Genomic DNA, 22,778 nt, shown 5'->3' on the forward strand with positions numbered 1-22,778 from the left:
TGGAATGGAAAAATTCAAATTGATGAAGGTTGTATTTTCATTTATGGTAATTGTGGGGTTGGCGATTCCCCATGGCTTTGGTCAATCCCTTTTGCAAAGCACGTATTGCAATCCGCTCAACTTGGATTATGCTTATGCCACGCGGTTCGATAGCCTGTCTTACCGTTCGGGTGCAGACCCGGTAGCGGTGGAGTTTCGTGGGGAATACTATCTATTTGTCACACGTTCCATGGGATATTGGCATTCCACAGACCTCCAGAATTGGACATTTATCCGTCCGGAAAAATGGTATTTCGAAGGATCCAATGCGCCCACGGCACATAATTACAAAGACTCGGTATTGTACGTCACTGGAAATCCATCCGGATCCATGGCCATTCTCTATACCGACAATCCCAAGAAAGGCGACTGGAAAGCCGTGCCATCCGTGTTGAACCAACTCCAGGACCCCGACCTTTTTATCGATGACGATGGACAGGCTTATATGTTTTGGGGCTCCTCCAATAAATTCCCCATCCGCGCCAAGAAACTCGATAGGACCAATCGCTTCATCCCTATTTCCAAGGAAGTGCATGAGCTCTTCAATTTAGATGGCGAGCAACATGGTTGGGAACGCTTTGGTGAAAACCATAGCGATACTGTGCTCGGCGGGTATATCGAGGGCCCATCGATGACCAAACACAAGGGAAAATACTACTTGCAGTACGCTGCACCGGGCACCGAATTTAATGTATATGGAGACGGTGTATACGTAAGTGATGCTCCTTTGGGCCCCTATGAATATGCGCCAAATAACCCGTTTTCGTATAAACCAGGTGGTTTCATCAATGGTGCCGGACATGGCAATACACTGATGGGACCTGCCGGCCAATACTGGCATTTTACGACCATGGCCGTGGCTGTGCATGTCGGCTGGGAAAGGAGGATAGGCGCTTTCCCTACTTATTTTGACGACGATGACCTGATGTACACGAATACCGCGTATGGAGATTACCCGCATTATGCTCCAAACATTCCCGGGAAAATGGGTGAATTTACTGGATGGATGTTGTTGTCTTATAAAAAGCCGGTAAAAGCATCTTCACACGTATCGGATTTTGGTTCTGAACACGTCACCGATGAGGAAATCAAGTCTTTTTGGGTGGCTGAGCACAAGGATGACCAACAATGGATCGAAATCGATTTGGAGAAGCCGGGCACGGTTTACGCTATACAGGTTAATTACAACGATTACCAATCTGATTTGTATGGAAAACCGGAAGGGCTTTATCACCGTTATGTGATTGAAGGTTCGGAAGATGGGGCAGCGTGGCGCACGCTGGTGAATAGACAAAATAACTACAAAGATGTTCCCAATGATTATGTGGAACTGGATAGACCGGAAAAAGTGCGATATGTCCGTTACCGGAATATCCATGTACCTACGCCGAACCTTTCTATTTCAGGGCTGCGGATCTTTGGCATAGGCGAAGGTAAAAAACCCAGCAGTGTGAAAAACCTATCCATAGCGCGCCAAGCAGACCGCAGGGACGCCCTTATTCAATGGGATGCGCAGAAGAATGTGCAGGGCTATCATGTATTTTGGGGCATCGCGCCAGATAAGCTGTATAGCTCATGGATGGTGTATGACGACAATGAGCTTGAAATCAAGGGGCTAAGCATTGGCCAAACGTACTATTTCGCTGTTGAAGCGTTTAATGAAAATGGCATATCTGAACGTACGGCGGTTAAAAAGGCAGAATGATCGCAACAAAATGTGAAAGATGAAGACACCTCCTCAATGGCTGATTTTTGTGTGCATCATACCTTTATTAATAGGTGTACACCCCGTAAATGGACAGCAACGTAATCGTGACATGGATAATTTCATAAAGGAATTGATGGCGCAGATGACCCTCGATGAAAAAATCGGGCAACTCAACCTGGTTACTGCGGGGGAGGTAACCACCGGCGAGGCGGTGAGTACCGATGTCGAATCCAACATCAAGGAAGGCAAGATTGGAGGGATCTTCAGTATGACCAGCGCCCAACGTATCCGTGCAGCACAGGAGCTGGCAGTGAACCACTCTCGATTGAAAATACCCATTATCTTTGGGTTGGACGTTATCCACGGCTATAAAACCATCTTTCCCATTCCACTGGGGCTTGCCGCATCTTGGGATATGGATTTGATACAGGAAACGGCGCGTATTGCTGCGATCGAAGCGGCGGCTGATGGATTGAACTGGACTTTTTCGCCCATGGTGGATATCTCTCGTGATGCCCGCTGGGGTCGTATCTCCGAAGGTAGCGGTGAAGATACCTATTTGGGTTCACGCATAGCTGAGGCCATGGTGCGTGGCTATCAAGGCGATGATCTTGCGGCCTATAATACGCTAATGGCTTGTGTGAAACACTTTGCCTTGTATGGGGCAGCGGAAGCAGGTCGTGACTACAACACCACCGATATGAGTCTGCATCGCATGTATAATGAATACCTGCCTCCATATAAAGCTGCCATCGATGCAGGTGCGGGCAGCGTGATGACTTCCTTCAACGATATCAATGGCATACCTGCCACGGCCAACCAATGGCTGATGACCGATGTGCTCCGCAAGCAATGGGGGTTTAATGGATTTGTGGTAACGGATTATACGGCTATCAATGAACTCATTGACCATGGTTTGGGCGATTTGCAAGCCGTATCGGCCCTATCGCTCAAAGCCGGTGTGGAAATGGACATGGTAGGCGAGGGGTTCCTCACCACGCTGAAAAAATCACTGGAAGAAGGAAAGGTCAATGAAGCGGATATCAACCGCGCCTGCCGTCTTGTGCTGGAGGCTAAGTATAAACTGGGCTTATTTGAAGACCCCTTCCGTTATTGCGATGAAGCCCGAGCACAACAGGAACTCCTGAATCCGACACACTTGGCCAAGGCTCGTGAGGCAGCCGGTAAATCGTTCGTTTTGCTCAAAAATGAAGGACAGTTATTGCCCTTAAAGAAACAGGGCACCGTCGCATTGATAGGTCCGCTCGCCAATACAGGCAGCAACATGCCGGGTACATGGAGCGTAAGCGCCGATCTCGAAAACACCCCGTCTTTGCTTGAAGGGATGCAGACCGCTTTGGGCAGCCAAGTAAAGATACTGCATCACCAGGGCTCCAATTTACTGGCGGATACGGTTTATCAGGATCGCGCCACCATGTTTGGACGTGCTATTCCACGGGATAAACGACCAGAAGCTGAAATCATTGCCGAAGCATTGGAAATCGCTAAGGGTACCGACGTTATCATTGCCGCTTTGGGCGAAAGCTCCGAGATGAGCGGCGAAAGCTCCAGCCGCACGGATATCGGAATCCCCGATGTGCAGCAACGCTTGCTCGCCAAGTTGCTGGAAACCGGCAAGCCGGTGGTGTTGGTGTTGTTTACCGGGCGACCGCTCACCCTCACATGGGAGCATGGACACGTGCCGGCCATCCTTAATGCATGGTTCGGTGGCACCGAAACAGGCAAAGCGGTGGCAGATGTGCTTTTTGGCGATGTCAATCCATCGGGTAAACTGCCTGCTACGTTTCCACAGCACGTGGGCCAAGTGCCACTGTACTATAGTCACAAAAATACTGGACGGCCACTGGCCGAAGGACAATGGTTCCAGAAATTCCGCTCCAATTACCTCGATGTGAGCAACGACCCGCTTTATCCCTTTGGGTACGGGCTAAGCTACACGACGTTTGCCTATGGCGAGATGACATTAAGTACCGACAGTTTCAAAAAGAATGATACACTACAGGTGTATGTGGAGGTCACCAATACCGGCAATCATGAAGGGGAGGAGGTGGTACAGCTGTATATTCGAGATCTAGTTGCGTCGGTGACACGACCGGTGAAAGAGCTGAAGGGCTTTCGAAAAATCAGGCTAAAACCTGGCGAATCCCAGCGGGTGGCTTTCGACATTACCGAGGAAGATCTCAAATTCTACAATACCTCCTTGGAGCATGTGGCCGAACCCGGCGAATTTGCCGCGTTTGTAGGCACCAACTCACGTGATGTGCAGGAAAAGCGGTTTTTCTTGGTGGAATAATTAACCAAAAATAACCTCATTCGCCAGCAATATTTCATCGTCGCTGATGCTATGTGGTTTGTCGGGATAGATTTTCATATGTACATTGGCTCCCAACTGTCGGAGTATGGTGGTGCTCTCTTCAACCCGCTCAAGCGGTACATGCGGGTCTCTATTGCCCGAAGTAATCAGGAACGGCATGCCTTCAAAATCGCCCTGGTAGTTCGCCTGATCCAATGACTCCCCAATCAGACCACCAGTGAATATCACCACGCCACCGTAGTGTTTGGCATGGCGGGCCACATATTCCGATAGGAGACAAGCTCCTTGTGAAAACCCTACAAAGTAAAGTTTTTCAGGTGGGATGCCTTGTTTGGCGGCTTCGGTTACGACCTCATCTACTAAGGCCAATGCCGAATCCAATGCGGGCTGGTTATTCGTTACAGGTGCAAGGAATGTGTAAGGGTACCATGTGCCGTTGGTAGCTTGTGGAGCCAACAACAAGGCATCTTCCAATTGCAGGCGGTGCTGTAAGGAGAGTATCCCTTGTGCAGTGCTTCCCCTTCCATGGAGCAACACCACAGCTTTTTGGGCTTGTCCGGCTGGTTTGCCAGCCTGTATGATTTTTTTTTCGTGTGTGTACATAATTAACTTAATTGAGGTAAAACACGTTCAATCCGTTCGCGGGACCCTTCGTATTGGGCAGGTAATTTCAACCCGCTGCCTAATTCAGCCGCAGGCTCATCGATGGTAAAGCCCGGGTTTTCCGTGGCGATCTCAAACAATACGCCGCCCGGTTCGCGGAAGTACAGTGAAAAGAAATAATTGCGGTCTATCTTTTCCGTGATGTTAAGTCCCAGCGCCAAGATTTTTCCCCTGAAATGCATTAAAGTCTCCTCGTCTTTCACACGGAAAGCTACATGATGTACGGAGCCCCCGGCTACAAGCCCGACGGATTCACCCGCGGCCTCCACGATATCCACAATCGCGGCATGCTCCACCGCATCGGTGATAAAGCGGTAGCGGTTTACCGTTTGTTGCAGCAACCGGTAGCCAAACACTTCTGTGAGGATACGTGCCGTTGCATCCAGCTTATTGGTAGTAATGCTGATATGGTGGAATCCGCGCGTAGCGTGTTCGGCCTTCACCTCATCAGTTTCCCAAGGGGTACGCGTATCCTCCTTTTTGGGGACGGTGAGCTCCAACTTAAGTCCATCCGGATCGAGGAAGGTAAGGTACTGTTCGCCAAATTTATCAGCCACATTATTATGGATGATGTTATTGGCTTCCAGCCGTTTTTGCCAAAAATCGAGACTCCCTTGCGGTACGGAATAGCCAATTTCCGTTACCTGCTGTGTGCCACGGCGGCCTTGTCTCACACGATCACCCCAAGGGAAAAAGGTAAGGATGGTGCCGGGTGTACCCACCTCGTCGCCGAAGTAGAAATGATAGGTCTCGGGGTCATCGAAGTTGACCGTTTTCTTGATCATCCGCAATCCCAATACACGGGTATAAAAATCGTAGTTGCGTTTGGCATTACCCGCAATGGCAGTGATGTGATGTATGCCTAAAATCTTGTTGTGCATAGCTGTATTTCCTTTCTTGCTGGTACAAAGATAGCGAGGTCACAGTCCGTTTATATTAATCTATGACAAGAATTGAAGGGAATGGTTTTGGTAATACTTAAAATAATTGAAAGATTAAATGTGGCAGTTTGTCGCTGCAAGCGAAAAAAGGCCCGCACAGCCTGAAGTGCACAAATTAATCCTTAAGTTTGTTTGCTAACAAAGTCCCTTATGTTCACTTCCATTAATGATTACGTAAATCGCTGCGGCAGTTTTTCTCCGGAAGAAATCTTGATTTTCAATGAATTGTTGAAACATAGATTGGTCAAGAAAAAACAGCTATTGCTGCGTGAAGGAGAAATATGTGATTTCGAGGCATACATTGTCAAAGGATGCCTCCGTACTTATTATATTGATGAAAATGGCAGCGAAGTTACCCTACAATTTTCGGTAGAGGATTGGTGGGTGAGCGACATTGGCAGTTTCCATGAACGCAAGCCCAGCTTGCTGTATATCGAAGCGATGGAAGAGAGCGAACTATTGACGCTTAATCCATCGCGCAAAGAAGAATTGCTGGCTAAGGTACCCCAATTTGAACGGGTATTCCGATTAATGATACAGCGCCATTTATCGGCATTGGAACATCGACTTATACGCACCATGGCCCAAACCGCGGAGGAAAGATACTTGGATTTCATGGAGCAATACCCCAAGATCGCCTTACGTGTACACCAGCATTATATAGCAGCATACTTAGGCATGACCCCTGAATTTCTGAGCAAAGTAAGAAGGAGATTGGCTAACCGAAAAGACTGATAAAATAAAAACGGCATGAAGAATCCCATTCTTCATGCCGTCTGCTGTCAAGCAGCTAATAATAGGTTTATAATTGGTTAGCGTGGTCTTTTTCCAGATTAAAGACATGGCGGTCTATCATCAATCTATGTTTACAATATCGAGTAATTCATGGTTCACCTATCTTCATCTGTTAAAGTCAAAGAGCAAACTGAACCAAACCATTTTCCCCTGTCGTGGCTACAAACGTAGTAATATAAATTGTTACCACAAAGGGTTTTTTGAAAAATAAGTAAGTGCACACTCACGTGTAATTTTGCTTTATCCTTTTAGCAGCGGTGTTAACAAAAAATGCGTATAGTAGATTCTATACGCATTTTTTCATCAAGCATGATTAGTTCTAATGATGATGGGAGCTTACCGTCAAAAAGCCCTTTCTTCAAGGTGTTGTTCCATATCGAGCAAATCTATCCCGTTCTCCCACCAATCGGGAGCTGGCTCGCCCTTGAGGTAATGGTCGAAAAATTCGAGCATCCGCACGGCATAATCCTTTTTATTCACATCCTTCATGATACCATGATTTTCGCCTTTATAGGTAATCATCGTTACCGGTTTATTGAGCCTACGCAAGCCATTATAATACTCAATCCCTTGTGTATAATCCACAGCCCCATCTTTGTCATTATGAAGCAAGAGTAAGGGCGTTTGCACATTCTTGATGTGATAAACCGGAGAATTATGTGCTTAGGCATCCCAATTGTCCCAATATCCGGTGGTAAGCCTTCCTTGGCTCGATTCGAATATAGGTTGGTTGGTGCTGCCGCTGTTCCAATAGATGAGGCTATACATGCTGATCATGTTGGTCAGTGGTGCACCTGCTGCGGCTGCTTTGAAGATATTCGTCTGCGTAATTAGGAATGAGGTCTGGTATCCTCCCCAGGAATGCCCATGGATAGCCACATTGGCTTCATCTACAATGCCAGTGGCAATGGCAGCTTTTACCGCGGGTACTACGCATGCCACGGCAGACATGCCGGGCTCATTGAGCTTATATTTGATATCCGGCATTAATACGGCATATCCATTGCTGGTATACACAGCCCTGTTGAATCCACCGCCGGGGAACGCAGGCATCGCATAGCTGTTGAGCCCCTGTGTAAGGCGTTCATAGATATAGGTAATGGTGGGATAGCTTTTCCCTTCTTGATAATCGGCAGGTAAATAGAGGGCAGCCTGTAACGTATCGCCATGGTCACTTACATAGTCAATCAGTTTCACACCAGTGGACCAAGCGTATTTTTCCTGGTCAGGCGTATTCGTTGTCAACGATTTCGCGGAGCTGAGGTTGGCGGCGGTGCTTACGAATAGCTCTGGCGATTTCACACTGTTTTCCTTGGTGTAGGTATAGCGAGGAGCATCTTCCGCTTTACGGAAGCCTCCATAGCCATGGTCATCCAGGAATAATATCCGCAAATCTGTTTTGCCGGCATCCAATATGGCAATGCCTGCTTGCTTATTTGCATCGTTGAAGACCGCGAAGTATTGCGTTTTCTTTAGGTCGATGGCCTTATCGTCTGGATAAATACGGTACGCGTTGTTTATCATTATTTTGCGTTGTTTCCAGTTGCTGGATAGGGATACTGCTTGTTTGCCATCAGCAGATATACGCCACAAATCATAATTATCACGGATGAGCGCATACTTCGAGTCCTCAGACCACCCGAAATTTGGCGTGGCAGGTTTCTCTACATTATGGTCGCGCTTCTCATCCACAAATGAAGCATTGATTTGGGTAGTAAGTGGATAGGTCTGCCGCTTTTCCAGATCAATGGCGTAATATGCCCCATCTTGGTAATAGCTGATGAGCTTGCCATTTGGCGCAAAGGGGACACCCCGTGCAGCAGATTGATAATAGTGCTCCAATAACAGGGACTTTTGGCCCGTTTTGAGATCAATCAGAAAAACATCCACATAACTTTGCCCATCGAGACTGTTGGTAAATTCATAATTCGAATAGTCATAACCCAGGGCATACGCTTGTTTCGGTCCCACCGCCACGTTCCTCATATTGCTATCCGCCAGTTGGATAAAACGGCTATCAGCCACCCGGTATGCGCTGGTGTAGTTGAAATTTTTATCGCGTTCGCGTTGCACCTGTTGTGCCGATTGCAGGCGCTTGTCTTGCCAATTCCAGATAATCATTTCCGGCTTCTCGATATCGTCCTTGGATTTCGGTTTGGCGGTAATTTCCTTTTTCCCCGTAGGGTCTTTTGTCTTGATGGAATCAGCTTTCGCTATTTGTGCGGAATCAGCAGGGATGCTGTCTTTCGCGGATGCAGTATCTGCTTTAGCGTCTTTTTCCTTTTTGTCGTCTTTCTTTTCCAGTTTGGCTATGCCGAAGAAAAGCGTGCTTAGGTCGTCAGACCAATAAGCTCCGCCATGTTCGCTTATCCCTTGGCCTTTAGGGAAGGCATCATCGTCTATGCCGGAATAAATTATCTTCGTCGTATTGTCGCCATTGATGCGACTGATGCCAACAATGCTATAAAGTGGAGTTTTATATTTTTCATTTTTGTTGGCCTTGAGCAAGGCGAAGGCAGTACCCTCTTCATTCCAGCGGATGCGGCTATAGGTAGCCTTATCATTGTCAAGCGCGGTAGTGATGCCAGTGGTCATGTCATACAGGAAGATACCATTGCCGTTCTGCTCATTGGCATCGATGGTGTAGGCGAGGAAGTTTCCAGCTTTATTGAAGGCATACTCAGACACGTTGCCCAGGTTGAAGGTCTTTTTGCTGGCCAAGTGGTACAGCAGCAGGTCGCTGCCTTTCGGGGCATTATCGCTTTTTGGGGCTCCTTCGGACGGCATAAAGCTGATGGCCACCCAGTCTGGCTTTTCGCCGGAAAAGCTGAAGTTCTTGATTTTATCAAAGACCACCTTTTGCGTATCGGGTAGCGAAACGATGTGTAGCTTGTTGTAAAGCGGTTTTCTTGATTTTTTTGCGGCCTTTGCTTCCGCCTCTTTAGGTGATTCGCGAAAAGCTACATGCTTACCGTCTTTGGCAAAAGTTGCCGTTGCAGCTGTGGCTCCAACGGGAAACTCATACTTAAGCGTATCGTCTGTGTGGTGTAAGGTGAGTGTAAGGTCGCCTTCCGTAGGCCCGGCTACCCACGAAAGCCATTTGCCATCGGGCGAAAGGCCACTATTAAAGGTACGGATGTACGACCATGAAGGGATGTCTTGCCATGTAAGAGCGGGTTTCTCCTGGGCATGCACCCCCAAGAACGAAGCTGCACCAAGCAGGAAGTAGAAAATAATAGATTTTTTATTCATTTCGCGATTGATTTTATCAAGGATTAGAATGCGCGGTACAAAAGTATTGCTTTTTTACCGTTGCCCTTACTTTTTAACAAGAAAGTTATGTAAGCGTTGGTGGTCAGCCACCATGATAACGGACATTCGTTAGATTATTAAGGTGAATCCGAAAGCTATTTGTATTTTTACCGTCCATTAATGAGGTAATTACAGACCAAGAGACATAAGGAATGAAGATTTGGCAGAAAAATACGGATGTGAATAGTTTTGTGGAGTCGTTTACGGTTGGCAATGACCGCGAACTCGATTTGCAGCTGGCTGCTGCTGATGTGTTGGGATCACTGGCACACACCCGAATGTTGCACCATATCGGGTTGCTAGATGCCGAAGACCTTGCTTCAGTGCAAGCGGGGCTCAAACTGCTCTATGGCGAAGTGATGGCTGGCAAGTTCACCATAGATGAGCACGTAGAGGACGTACATTCACAAGTAGAGCTGTTGCTTACCAATCGCATTGGTGATGCCGGCAAGAAAATTCATAGCGGCCGCTCCCGCAATGACCAAGTGTTGGTAGACCTTAAGCTGTTTTTCCGTATGGAAATAGAAAATTTGGTTAAGAATACGGAGGCAATGTTTGAACGGTTGATTACGTTAAGCGAAATGCATAAATCCGTGTTGTTGCCGGGTTATACACACCTGCAAATTGCGATGCCTTCATCGTTTGGTTTGTGGTTTGGGGCCTATGCAGAGGGGTTGGTTGATGATTTGGAAGTATTGCAAGCCGCTTGGAAAGTATGCAACAAAAACCCATTGGGCTCTGCTGCGGGGTACGGCTCTTCCTTTCCGCTCAATCGCAGGATGACCACAGCGCTGTTGGGGTTTGATGATCTTAATTATAATGTGGTATATGCGCAGATGGGTCGTGGCAAAACCGAACGCATATTGGCCCAGGGCATGAGTGCTATTGCGGCTACATTGGCCAAATTGGCAATGGATGTATGCTTGTATATGAACCAAAACTTTAGTTTCATCACATTCCCTGACCACCTGACTACCGGTTCGAGCATCATGCCGCATAAAAAGAATCCCGATGTATTTGAGTTGGTACGTGCGCGCTGCAACAAGATACAAGCCCTGCCCAATGAAATTGCTTTGATGACCACTAATCTGCCTTCGGGTTACCACCGCGATTTGCAATTGCTTAAGGAAAACCTATTTCCGGCATTTCGCTCGTTAAATGAATGCTTGGAAATCACCGCGTTTATGCTTGAGCATATCCGCATAAGCAACAATATCCTTGATGATTCCAAATACGATTACCTCTTTAGCGTGGAGGTAGTAAATAATGAGGTGCTAAAGGGGGTGCCATTCCGCGAAGCCTATCGCAACATTGGCTTGTCTATTGAAGAAGGCACCTTCAAACCCCAAAAGGAAGTAAACCATACGCATGAAGGGAGCATCGGCAATTTATGCAATGCCGAAATTCAACAAGCATTTGAGCATGTCGTGTCTGGCTTTGGTTTTGACCGTGTGAATGAAGCGTTGAAAAGCCTTTTGGAATCATAGCAGGATTTGGTGAAGCATCTCACCATGATTTTTCCACCGAAAACCGGTAAGTCGTTTCCGATTGAAAGACTTGCCCGGGCAACAACAGCGTGCTTGGAAATTCGGGCTGATTTGGAGAATCGGGGAAATGCTGGGTTTCAAGGCAAAAAGCACCGTGCTTATGATAGGGTTTGCCTTGTTTCCCGATGTCCTTACCGCTTAGGAAATTACCCGTGTAAAGCTGTAGCCCTGGTTCGGTGGTGAGCACATCTAAGCGTATACCAGTGAGTGGGGAAATTATGGTGGCCACGGGTAGCTTGGTGCCCAGTAGTTCGGTATTTAGTATGTAGTTATGATCAAACCCGCCATTGCCTTTTGCCAATTGGTCGTTGGCTTGTGCGATATCTTGCATGATAGGCTTAGTCTCGCGGAAATCAAATGGTGTGCCAGCCACGGCCTCCAATGTCCCAGTTGGGATTTGGTGTTCATCTACCGGAAGGTATTTATCTGCATGGATTTGCAGCACGTGGTTAAGCACATCACTATTGCCTTCGCCATTCAGGTTGAAAAAAGCATGGTTGGTAAGGTTAATCACCGTGGCTTTATCCGTTTCGGCGCGATAACTAATAATGAGCTCATTGTTATCCGTGAGGCGGTATTTTACCATAACCGATAATTCGCCTGGAAACCCTTCCTCACCATCTGTCGATATGTAATAGAAATCAGCTTTTTCTAAGTAGACCACTCGGCTATCCCATACCCGTGTATGGAATCCATTTGCCCCGCCATGCAGCACATTCGGCCCGTTGTTGGGCTGCATATAGAAGGTTTCACCATCGATGGTAAATCGCCCGTTGGCAATACGGTTGGCAAAACGGCCTACCGTAACACCATGATAAGGTTCGTTTGCATGGACATAGTCATTGATCGTATTGAAACCAAGAACAACATCGATGAGTTGACCACTTTTGTCTGGCACTTGGATGCCCACAATCCGTGCACCGTAGTCGGTGAGAGCCACTCGGACGCCCCTATTGTTTTCCAGCACAACGAGGTGGGTTTTCTTCCCCGCTATTTGGTGCTCAAAATTTGCTGATTCGGGTAACCTATGATGTGGCATATTTTGATAGTTGAAATTGGATGCTCAAGAATGAAACTACCGAATAATGCTGGTGCCGGCTGATAGTTGCGCAATATAAACCTGCGGGTTTTTCCCTGTTTTGGCCAAGTAACCCTCGGAGACGGTTTTGACAATTTCGTCGACATGGGGGGCTTTGACTAAATTAATGGTGCAACCGCCAAATCCACCACCCATCATGCGGGCACCGAGTACGGCATCATAATCCCGCACGAGGTCTACCAGTATATCCAGTTCGTCACAACTAACCTCGTATAAATGTTGGAGTCCATGATGTGTTTCGAACATGCGCTTGCCAAACGATTCGAAATCATCTTTTTTCAGGTCGTCACACCCGTCTTGCAAGCGTTTTATTTCGGATACAACATAGAAACACCTATTATATACGACTTCATCTACGGGTTTTACATGTCGCTTCAGTTGCTCGATGTTGGCATCTCGTAGGCTTTTCACATCGGGATGGTGTTTTTGGATGAGTGATACCCCATACTCGCATTGTTCCCTGCGCTCATTGTATGCAGAGGAGGCCAATGAGTGTTTTACCTGAGTATCGAACAATACAATCCGCAAATCCGGATTATTGAAAGGGATGTATTCATGGGAGAAGTCTCTACAATCCAATTTAATCAGCCGTTGTTCTTGCCCGAATACACTGGCAAATTGATCCATCAGTCCGCATTTGACGCCCACAAATTCGTTTTCGGCGGCTTGGGCAGTGAGTGCGATTTCCAATCGTTGGATGCCCAGACCGAAGAGCTCATTGAGTGCAAAAGCAGTCGCGCATTCCAGTGCCGCTGAAGAGGAAAGCCCAGCACCCTGGGGGATATCGCCCCCGAAGACGAGGTTAACCCCCTGCATCGTGTGCCCGCGCTGTGCCAATTGCTGTATAACCCCCAAAATGTAGTCGGGCCAGAGCAGCTGTGAACGTTCCAGTGAATCCAGTGTAGCAATATGGGTTTGTTCCTGATCAAGGGAATGCAAATGGATGGCACGGTCACCGCGCTTGCCGATAGCCAGAATGATGTTTTTATCGATCGCTGCGGGAAGCACAAGGCCATTGTTGTAATCGGTATGTTCGCCAATGAGATTTACCCGCCCGGGGGACCGCACTAATAAGGGTGTATCATTGAATAAATGCTGATATTTTTCGTTTACCGAACCCTGAAGGGAAGCTACAGTTGTCGTATCCATTTAGTACCTATAAAATTGAGCGCTAAAAGTACGATAAAAAATAGGGCAGTGCAACTGCATTCGTCATTTTCAATGCATATGGGGTTTTGGTCTATCAGCTGGCAGACTCATCCACGTATATGCTAGTTTCATTAAATTGCATATAAAGTCAAGTTTATCTAAGTTTGCTCCCAATCATGGAAGAAATGAACTGGAAGCAATTACTCGCTACCAAGCGATGGGGATATGAATCCCGAAAGATGGATGACCAGCACGACGCACGGTCCGAATTTCAGCGCGACTATGACCGGTTGATTTTTTCATCGCCTTTCCGTAGGCTTCAAAACAAAACGCAAGTGTTTCCGTTGCCGGGCAGTGTCTTTGTGCACAACAGGCTTACGCACAGCCTTGAAGTGGCTAGTGTGGGGCGGTCGCTCGGACGGATTTTTTATAACAAGATAAAAAATGAGCACACCGATATCGATCGGGAGATTCCTTGTATGCAGGAGGTGGGAAATATCATTTCTGCGGCTTGCTTATCACATGATTTGGGTAATCCGGCATTTGGACATTCCGGTGAATCTGCTATTTCAAGTTACTTTACCGATGGTGCTGGTGGGCAGTATGAACAGCTGGTGACCAAGGCGGAATGGGCGGACCTCATACATTTTGAAGGCAACGCCAATGCACTGCGGATACTTACGCATCCCTTTACCGGTAAGGACGAGCATGGATTTGCACTCACGTATGGCACCTTGGCTGCGATCGTGAAATATCCCTGTGCTTCCGTAAACGTGAACGGACAATATCACCACCGTAAAAAATATGGGTTCTTCCAATCAGAACAAGGCGTTTTTGATAAAATTGCACAGGAATTGGGCTTGCTGAGCGAAGCAGAAAATTCTAACGTTTACAAACGTCATCCATTGGTTTATTTGGTCGAAGCCGCGGATGATATCTGCTACAACATTATCGATCTGGAAGATGCTCATCGGCTGAATATGCTCTCTTATGAAGTCGTGGAGCAGCTGTTGCTTCCGCTTTGCCTTGATGACCAACTGAAAGGCAGGCTCGAAAAGTTGGGGGATTTAGATAGTCGGGTGAGCCTTCTCCGGGCCAAGGCAATCAATACGCTCATTGGTGCTTGTGCAGCGGTGTTTGTGGAAGAACAGACACGTATACTTAATGGCACGTTCGACAGCGCGTTGATGGATGCAATAGCCAATGATTTAAGGGATGCAATGCGAAACATCGCGGATATTTCTATCAAACAGATATACAATGCACCGGCGGTGGTACAAATTGAGGTGGCGGGGTATAAGGTGATGAATGGATTGCTTGAAGAATTTATTCCTGCATATTTAAAACCGGCAAAAACTAAATACGACACAAAGCTGCTAGCGCTGATGCCCAAACAGTTTCATGCGAAGCAGGAAGATACGTATTCAAAAATCCAATCAGTGCTTGATTTCGTGTCAGGCATGACCGATTTATATGCTGTAGAACTGTACCGCAAAATTAAAGGTATCTCATTTCCCTCGTTGGATTGACACATCTCATATCTCACATCTCATAGCTCATGTCTCACAGCTCATTATACAACCCGTTCGATAAATTCAGGTTCGATAACCAGACCTGCTTCTTAAGTGGGCAACCACTCCAATCGGCAGACGAACAAATACAGGTGTTTCCCCATTGGTTGATGCGCAAGTATGATTTGGAGGACAAGCCGTTCAAGCTACTCGATGAAAGTCTGAGCACTTATAAGCGGTTAAAACTTCCTTGTGCAACGGCAACGGCTGAAAAGCTAGATCAGTTGGACAAACGGGTAGCGGAAGCCTTTGATTTGGGGCATGAGGCTGTGAGTAAATTGGATGATATCACATTATTTCAGTGGATAGGTAGGGTGTTATATGGGTTGATATTTAATGAAATACAAATCGGGATACGACAACAAGCACTTACGGGTGAGTCCATGAATTTCTCACAGGTGCTGGCTCAGAAATTCAAAAATCTTCACGTAATGTTACAATCGTTGATTCAAGCGATGCAGTTTGATGGCGCTTTGCCCTTCACTATCGTGGTGACTAAGGTGGCCGATGCCGAAGACACCTTCAACTATAGGGACGAAATCAACACCATGGTCTTTTCGCTTCGCATGAAAGATTTCGGCATCATTGCCTGTCTGCAAGACAATGGCACAAACAGCATCTACCATGAGGAATATTTGGAAGAGATAAAACGCCAAACCTTACATCCGATCCAATTTGAGGAGCTATGTGGCCGATTTTTTTACTCAGCATACTTATTCAACCGCCTGCCGGAGTATACGGTACTTGAAGTGGATGATATGATTTATATCGAACCGATGGCGTTGACAGATATGAGTATGAAACCCATTTTTGATCCTTGGCAAGTGAAAACATTTGGGCAAGTGCTCGAAAATTTTTGGAAACCCTGGGGATTTACCCTGTTTGAAATCATCAAAGATCCCGAACAGCCTATGTCGTTTCTGCTCGATGCGGAGGGGAAGTTTATTGATGGAGAGCGGCTGGAGTTACCTTGAGTTTTTAGTGGTTTAATGTTTATATTTACTGCCCTGCTTTTTTTGTAGGGGTCCGTTATTGTTCTTTAACCTATATTTTTTCAAAAAAATCCCACTGATTTACAGGGAGTAGCTAAAAACGTTTGAAATTAAATAAGCGGTTTATTTGCAAGTTAGGGAAAGGTTGTTACCTTTGCAGCCCGCTTCTGAGGAAGGGGTTGTACATTGAAGAGAGCAGGTTATTTTCAGGTGTTGTTTAGGGGTAATTGAGGGACTGAAAAAAAGTGAAAATAATTTTGTGGATGTAGATTCAAGTCCTTACCTTTGCAAACCCAAACAGGACGGGGTTACCAAAAGCAAATGTCCTGGCCTTCCGGCGCGATGCCCGGGGGAATTGAAACAAGAAGATTTGATTGGCCACCAGGGCCAAGAAGATATATAGCCGAAGCGTGAGCGGAAGCGTTAAAAGTTCTTATAAAAAGAAGATATTCATGTAGCGTAACGAGTAGTCTGTTGAAGGCGAAAGTTNGTCCTGAGCCTTCCGGCGCGATGCCTGGGGGAATTGAAACAAGAAGATTTGATTGGCCACCAGGGCCAAGAAGATATATAGCCGAAGCGTGAGCGGAGGCGAATAAAGTTCTTTAAGATAAAGATATTCATGTAGCGCAGCGAGTAGTTTGGGATTTCCCATGCGAAAGCTGAGAAATTTTCAAACCAAGTTATTTTGGGCAATTAGATATAATTAAGTAAGTAGAATCAAGATTCCGATTTCTTATAATGATGAGTTTTTGGGGTCAGCGATTCATGCGATTCATTTTACAATGGAGANNNGGCGAATAAAGTTCTTTAAGATAAAGATATTCATGTAGCGCAGCGAGTAGTTTGGGATTTCCCATGCGAAAGCTGAGAAATTTTCAAACCAAGTTATTTTGGGCAATTAGATATAATTAAGTAAGTAGAATCAAGATTCCGATTTCTTATAATGATGAGTTTTTGGGGTCAGCGATTCATGCGATTCATTTTACAATGGAGAGTTTGATCCTGGCTCAGGATGAACGCTAGCGGCAGGCCTAATACATGCAAGTCGAACGGGATCCACCAGCTTGCTGGTGGTGAGAGTGGCGCACGGGTGCGTAACGCGTGAGCAACCTACCCATCCCAGGGGGATAGCCCGGAGAAATCCGGATTAACACCGCATATTGTCACGGCACCGCATGGTGGTGTGATGAAATATTGATAGGGGATGGATGGGCTCGCGTGGCATTAGCTTGTTGGCGGGGTAACGGCCCACCAAGGCTTCGATGTCTAGGGGCTCTGAGAGGAGAATCCCCCACACTGGTACTGAGACACGGACCAGACTCCTACGGGAGGCAGCAGTAAGGAATATTGGTCAATGGGGGCAACCCTGAACCAGCCATGCCGCGTGCAGGAGGACTGCCCTACGGGTTGTAAACTGCTTTTACACGGGAATAACCCCCATTATGCATAGTGGGCTGAACGTACCGTGGGAATAAGGATCGGCTAACTCCGTGCCAGCAGCCGCGGTAATACGGAGGATCCGAGCGTTATCCGGATTTATTGGGTTTAAAGGGTGCGTAGGCGGCACGCTAAGTCAGGGGTGAAAGACGGTGGCTCAACCATCGCAGTGCCTTTGATACTGGCGTGCTTGAATGCGGATGAGGTAGGCGGAATGTGGCAAGTAGCGGTGAAATGCATAGATATGCCACAGAACACCGATTGCGAAGGCAGCTTACCAAGGCGTGATTGACGCTGATGCACGAAAGCGTGGGGATCGAACAGGATTAGATACCCTGGTAGTCCACGCCCTAAACGATGAACACTCGATGTCGGCGATACACGGCCGGCGTCCAAGCGAAAGCGTTAAGTGTTCCACCTGGGGAGTACGCCCGCAAGGGTGAAACTCAAAGGAATTGACGGGGGCCCGCACAAGCGGAGGAGCATGTGGTTTAATTCGATGATACGCGAGGAACCTTACCCGGGCTTGAAAGTTAGCGACGGGCCCAGAGATGGGCCTTCCCTCCGGGGCGCGAAACTAGGTGCTGCATGGCTGTCGTCAGCTCGTGCCGTGAGGTGTTGGGTTAAGTCCCGCAACGAGCGCAACCCCTATGTCCAGTTGCCAGCATGTAAGGATGGGGACTCTGGACAGACTGCCTGTGCAAACAGCGAGGAAGGCGGGGACGACGTCAAGTCATCATGGCCCTTACGTCCGGGGCTACACACGTGCTACAATGGGCGGTACAGCGGGCAGCCACCTGGCAACAGGGCGCCAATCCCGCAAAGCCGTTCACAGTTCGGATCGGGGCCTGCAACTCGGCCCCGTGAAGTTGGATTCGCTAGTAATCGCGTATCAGCAATGACGCGGTGAATACGTTCCCGGGCCTTGTACACACCGCCCGTCAAGCCATGAAAGCTGGGGGTATCTGAAGCATGTGACCGCAAGGGGCGTGTTAGGGTAAAACCGGTGATTGGGGCTAAGTCGTAACAAGGTAGCCGTACCGGAAGGTGCGGCTGGAATACCTCCTTTCTAGAGTGCCGAATTGGTGCTCGTTACATACATGGATTATCTTTATATAGTAGTTAAAAGTCAATAATCGATTGGTTGGCCGTATGGTCACTTATCAATTCGATGCTAAAGAATTAGCATTAGCGACTAAACTACATAAAAAAAAACAAGAAGGATACAGTACCATTTTTCCCTTACATGGTGCCGGAAGATTGAACAGGTAGCTAGTCCCGTAGCTCAGTTGGTTAGAGCACTACACTGATAATGTNTCCTTAATGGCACTCGTTGCGCACATGCATTATCTTTTATCTTATTTAAAAAAAAACAGAAGAATAGGACACCGTTCCCTTACACGGTATCCGAGAGGCAAGAATAAGCTAGTCCCGTAGCTCAGTTGGTTAGAGCACTACACTGATAATGTAGGGGTCAGCAGTTCAAGTCTGCTCGGGACTACGAAAGGGAATCAGCTCAGCGAGCCAGAGCATCCCGACATGGTCGGGAGGATTAACGATGAGCTTTTCCATTAGTATTGGGGAATTAGCTCAGCTGGCTAGAGCACCTGCCTTGCACGCAGGGGGTCAACGGTTCGAATCCGTTATTCTCCACGGTCCATGGTACCNGAGGGGAGTCAGCTCAACAGGTTTGAGTATCCCGACACATTCGGGGGGGTCAACGGTTCGAATCCGTTATTCTCCACGGTCCATGGTACCCTTTCGTTTATCCGTTGGCAAATTGCCTTGGGGTTTCGTTAGGTTTTATCGATGGAAGGAGTTCTTTGACATATTGGAAGAAAACAAGATAATAGAGAAGGCAACAGTGGGGGCGGTGCGTTGATTCGCACGGTCCCAAGAAGCAGCCNCCTTTCGTTTATCCGTTGGCAAATTGCCTTGGGGTTTCGTTAGGTTTTATCGATGGAAGGAGTTCTTTGACATATTGGAAGAAAACAAGATAATAGAGAAGGCAACAGTGGGGGCGGTGCGTTGATTCGCACGGTCCCAAGAAGCAGCCTTGCGGTAGCAAAAGGGCCGCAGGGTGAAGGAAGTAAATAAGGGCACACGGGGGATGCCTAGGCTCCCAGAGGCGATGAAGGACGCGACAAGCTGCGATAAGCACCGGGGATCCGCAAATGGGAATCGATCCGGTGGTTTCCGAATGGGGCAACCTGCCATGCTGAAGGCATGGCGTATTAATACGCGAACGCGCTGAACTGAAACATCTAAGTAAGCGTAGGAGGAGAAAACAATAGTGATTCCGCAAGTAGTGGCGAGCGAAAGCGGATTAGCCCAAACCGTCCATGTCACGGCATGGGCGGGGTTGTAGGACCACGACGTGGCACGCATGCGTGAAGTGGAAACCGGAAGGGAAGCCGGTACCGGAGTGGGTGATAGTCCCGTACACGTAAACAAATGCGGCTTAGTGGTATCCTGAGTACCGCGGGGTCGGAGACGCCCTGTGGGAATCGGGCGGCACCATCCGCCAAGGCTAAATACTCCTGGGAGACCGATAGTGAACCAGTACCGTGAGGGAAAGGTGAAAAGAACCCCGAACAGGGGAGTGAAAAGAACCTGAAACCGTGTGCTTACAAGCGGTCGGAGTCCCGGCATACGCCGGGATGACGGCGTGCCTTTTGCATAATGAGCCTACGAGTTACCCCTCGCTGGCGAGGTTAACCCATTAAGTGGGGCAGCCGAAGCGAAAGCGAGTCTTAAAAGGGCGTACAGTCAGCGGGGGTAGACGCGAAACCTAGTGATCTACCCTTGGGCAGGCTGAAGGTGCCGTAACAGGTACTGGAGGGCCGAACCGATAAGCGTTGAAAAGCTTCCGGATGACCTGAGGGTAGGGGTGAAAGGCCAATCAAACTGGGAAATAGCTCGTACTCCCCGAAATGTTTTTAGGAACAGCGTGGAGGTCTAGTTTCATGGAGGTAGAGCTACCGATTGGGTGCGGGGGAGTCACATCCTACCAAATCCAGACGAACTCCGAATGCCATGAAACATACTCCGCAGTGAGGCTCCGGGTGCTAAGGTCCGGGGCCGAGAGGGAAAGAACCCAGACCATCGGCTAAGGTCCCCAAATATACGCTAAGTTGGACTAACGAGGTCCGGCCGCACAGACAGCTAGGATGTTGGCTTGGAAGCAGCCATCCATTTAAAGAGTGCGTAACAGCTCACTAGTCGAGCGGCCGGGCGTGGATAATGAACGGGCATCAAGTGTATTACCGAAGCCATGGACCCCGGATTGTTCCGGGGTGGTAGGGGAGCATTCCAGCGGGGGCGAAGCGGGCACGTAAGTTACCGTGGACCTTCTGGAAAAGCAAATGTAGGCATAAGTAACGATAAGGCGGGTGGGAAACCCGCCCACCGAAAGACCAAGGTTTCCTGATCAACGCTAATCGGATCAGGGTCAGTCGGGGCCTAAGGCTAACCCGAATGGGGATGCCGATGGACAACGGGTCAACATTCCCGTACTTCTGGTTGCTGCGAAGCGGTGACGGAGGAGTGACACCACCGCGCACTGACGGAATAGTGCGTTGAAGGGCGTAGGTATACGCCGGGTAGGCAAATCCGCCCGGTGTGCTGAAACCCGATAGTACGGCAACCCCCCGGGGGCGCCGATAGTGTGGGTAATCAGACTCCCAAGAAAAACCGCTAAGCTCCAGGCAACCGGAACCCGTACCGCAAACCGACACAGGTGGTTGGGGTGAGAATCCTAAGGTGCTCGAGTGAATCATGGCTAAGGAACTCGGCAAAATGGCCCTGTAACTTCGGGAGAAGGGGCGCTCCGCAGCAGTGCGGAGCCGCAGTGAAAAGGCCCAGGCGACTGTTTAACAAAAACACATGGCTTTGCGAAATCGCGAGATGAGGTATAAGGCCTGACACCTGCCCGGTGCCGGAAGGTTAAGGGGGGACGTTAGCCGCAAGGCGAAGCGTTGAACCGAAGCCCCGGTAAACGGCGGCCGTAACTATAACGGTCCTAAGGTAGCGAAATTCCTTGTCGGGTAAGTTCCGACCTGCACGAATGGTGTAACGATCTGGGCACTGTCTCGGCCATGAGCTCGGTGAAATTGTGGTATCGGTGAAGACGCCGGTTACCCGCAACGGGACGGAAAGACCCCATGAACCTTCACTATAGCTTAACATTGGAATTTGGTACGGGATGTGTAGGATAGGCGGGAGGTATCGAAGCGGCCTCGCCAGGGGCCGTGGAACCGACCTTGAAATACCGCCCTTTCCGTACCGGGTTCCTAACCCCGGGTTACCGGGGGACACTGTTTGGTGGGTAGTTTGACTGGGGTGGTCGCCTCCAAAAAGGTAACGGAGGCTTTCAAAGGTAAGCTCAGTACGCTTGGTAACCGTACGCGGAGTGCAATGGCATAAGCTTGCTTGACTGTGAGGCATACAGGCCGGACAGGGCCGAAAGGCGGACATAGTGATCCGGTGGTTCTGCATGGAAGGGCCATCGCTCAAAGGATAAAAGGTACTCTGGGGATAACAGGCTGATCTCCCCCAAGAGCTCATATCGACGGGGAGGTTTGGCACCTCGATGTCGGCTCGTCACATCCTGGGGCTGGAGAAGGTCCCAAGGGTTCGGCTGTTCGCCGATTAAAGTGGCACGCGAGCTGGGTTCAGAACGTCGCGAGACAGTTCGGTCCCTATCTGTTGCGGGCGTAGGAAGATTGAGTGGGGCTGGCCTTAGTACGAGAGGACCGGGCTGGACCGGCCGCTGGTGAACCTGTTATGCCGCCAGGCGTACCGCAGGGTAGCTATGCCGGGTTAGGATAAGCGCTGAAAGCATCTAAGCGCGAAACCGGCCACGAGATTAGTCTTCCATCGAGGGCCCCCGTAGACTACGGGGTCGATAGGCCGCAGGTGTACAGGTGGCGACACCATAGCCGAGCGGTACTAATCACCCGATGGCTTTTTTCAGCAGCAGGCGCTGTTGCCTTCCTTTATTGTTTTTGTTTTCTTCCGATTATTGTCATAAAGGCATTCAGGTGCCTATATCGGCGGTGTCCACCTCTTCCCATCCCGAACAGAGCAGTTAAGCCCGCCAGAGCCGATGGTATTGCCGTAACAGGCGTGAGAGTAGGTCGGTGCCGGATTTCATAGGGCCCCGTGTCACAGCGACACGGGGCCTTTTTT

The 22,778-nt window shown here is 48.6% G+C and carries 10 protein-coding genes, 3 tRNA genes, 3 rRNA genes and 1 pseudogene; 12 read left to right on the forward strand and 5 right to left on the reverse strand.

Annotated features, from left to right (window positions below):
• Positions 1–4: 4 nt before the first annotated feature.
• Positions 5–1,744 (forward strand): family 43 glycosylhydrolase, encoded by a 1,740-nt coding sequence (locus NF543_RS23740; protein WP_257957569.1) that lies wholly within the window; start codon positions 5–7, stop codon positions 1,742–1,744.
• A gap of 19 nt (positions 1,745–1,763) precedes the next feature.
• Positions 1,764–4,061 (forward strand): beta-glucosidase BglX, encoded by a 2,298-nt coding sequence (gene bglX, locus NF543_RS23745; RefSeq protein ID WP_257670721.1) that lies wholly within the window; start codon positions 1,764–1,766, stop codon positions 4,059–4,061.
• Here the strand turns inward: bglX and NF543_RS23750 are convergent, their stop codons facing one another.
• Complete coding sequence (locus NF543_RS23750) at positions 4,062–4,685, reverse strand: alpha/beta hydrolase (protein ID WP_257670722.1); 624 nt, start codon at positions 4,683–4,685, stop codon at positions 4,062–4,064.
• 2 nt (positions 4,686–4,687) lie between these two features.
• Positions 4,688–5,626, reverse strand: coding sequence for a ring-cleaving dioxygenase (locus NF543_RS23755; protein WP_257670723.1), 939 nt, complete (start codon positions 5,624–5,626; stop codon positions 4,688–4,690).
• 210 nt (positions 5,627–5,836) lie between these two features.
• Between NF543_RS23755 and NF543_RS23760 the strand changes: the two genes are divergently transcribed.
• Complete coding sequence (locus NF543_RS23760; protein ID WP_257670724.1) at positions 5,837–6,421, forward strand: Crp/Fnr family transcriptional regulator; 585 nt, start codon at positions 5,837–5,839, stop codon at positions 6,419–6,421.
• 402 nt (positions 6,422–6,823) lie between these two features.
• Here the strand turns inward: NF543_RS23760 and NF543_RS25435 are convergent.
• Positions 6,824–9,733, reverse strand: a pseudogene (locus NF543_RS25435) (S9 family peptidase).
• 212 nt (positions 9,734–9,945) lie between these two features.
• Here NF543_RS25435 and argH point away from each other — a divergent pair.
• Entirely contained in the window at positions 9,946–11,280 is a 1,335-nt protein-coding gene (gene argH / locus NF543_RS23770) for an argininosuccinate lyase (RefSeq protein WP_257670725.1), read from the forward strand.
• Between the two features lie 19 nt (positions 11,281–11,299).
• On the opposite strand, the gene NF543_RS23775 is transcribed toward argH, so the two are convergent.
• Positions 11,300–12,379, reverse strand: a complete 1,080-nt coding sequence (locus NF543_RS23775) for an aldose epimerase family protein (RefSeq protein WP_257670726.1) — start codon at positions 12,377–12,379, stop codon at positions 11,300–11,302.
• 36 nt (positions 12,380–12,415) lie between these two features.
• Entirely contained in the window at positions 12,416–13,588 is a 1,173-nt protein-coding gene (gene galK / locus NF543_RS23780) for a galactokinase (protein WP_257670727.1), read from the reverse strand.
• A 185-nt stretch (positions 13,589–13,773) separates the two neighbouring features.
• On the opposite strand from galK, the gene NF543_RS23785 reads away from it, so the two are divergent.
• The 8 genes from NF543_RS23785 (at position 13,774) to rrf (ending at position 22,738) form a co-directional block, all read left to right on the forward strand.
• A complete protein-coding gene (locus NF543_RS23785; RefSeq protein WP_373275030.1) occupies positions 13,774–15,117 on the forward strand; it encodes a deoxyguanosinetriphosphate triphosphohydrolase in 1,344 nt (447 codons plus the stop codon).
• Between the two features lie 29 nt (positions 15,118–15,146).
• Positions 15,147–16,133, forward strand: coding sequence for a hypothetical protein (locus NF543_RS23790; RefSeq protein WP_257670729.1), 987 nt, complete (start codon positions 15,147–15,149; stop codon positions 16,131–16,133).
• A 1,002-nt stretch (positions 16,134–17,135) separates the two neighbouring features.
• Positions 17,136–18,657 (forward strand): 16S ribosomal RNA (locus tag NF543_RS23795).
• A 358-nt stretch (positions 18,658–19,015) separates the two neighbouring features.
• A tRNA-Ile gene (locus NF543_RS23800) sits at positions 19,016–19,089 on the forward strand.
• A 78-nt stretch (positions 19,090–19,167) separates the two neighbouring features.
• Positions 19,168–19,241: transfer RNA gene (locus NF543_RS23805), tRNA-Ala, on the forward strand.
• A 17-nt stretch (positions 19,242–19,258) separates the two neighbouring features.
• Positions 19,259–19,332, forward strand: a tRNA-Cys gene (locus NF543_RS23810).
• A gap of 339 nt (positions 19,333–19,671) precedes the next feature.
• Positions 19,672–22,562: ribosomal RNA gene (locus NF543_RS23815) — 23S ribosomal RNA — on the forward strand.
• Positions 22,563–22,626: 64 nt separating this feature from the next.
• Positions 22,627–22,738, forward strand: a 5S ribosomal RNA gene (rrf, locus tag NF543_RS23820).
• The 16S, 23S and 5S rRNA genes sit together here with 3 tRNA genes alongside, the layout of an rRNA operon.
• Positions 22,739–22,778 lie beyond the last annotated feature (40 nt).

The sequence above is a fragment of the Parapedobacter tibetensis genome (assembly GCF_024704835.1).
GTDB classification, from domain to species: Bacteria; Bacteroidota; Bacteroidia; order Sphingobacteriales; family Sphingobacteriaceae; genus Parapedobacter; species Parapedobacter tibetensis.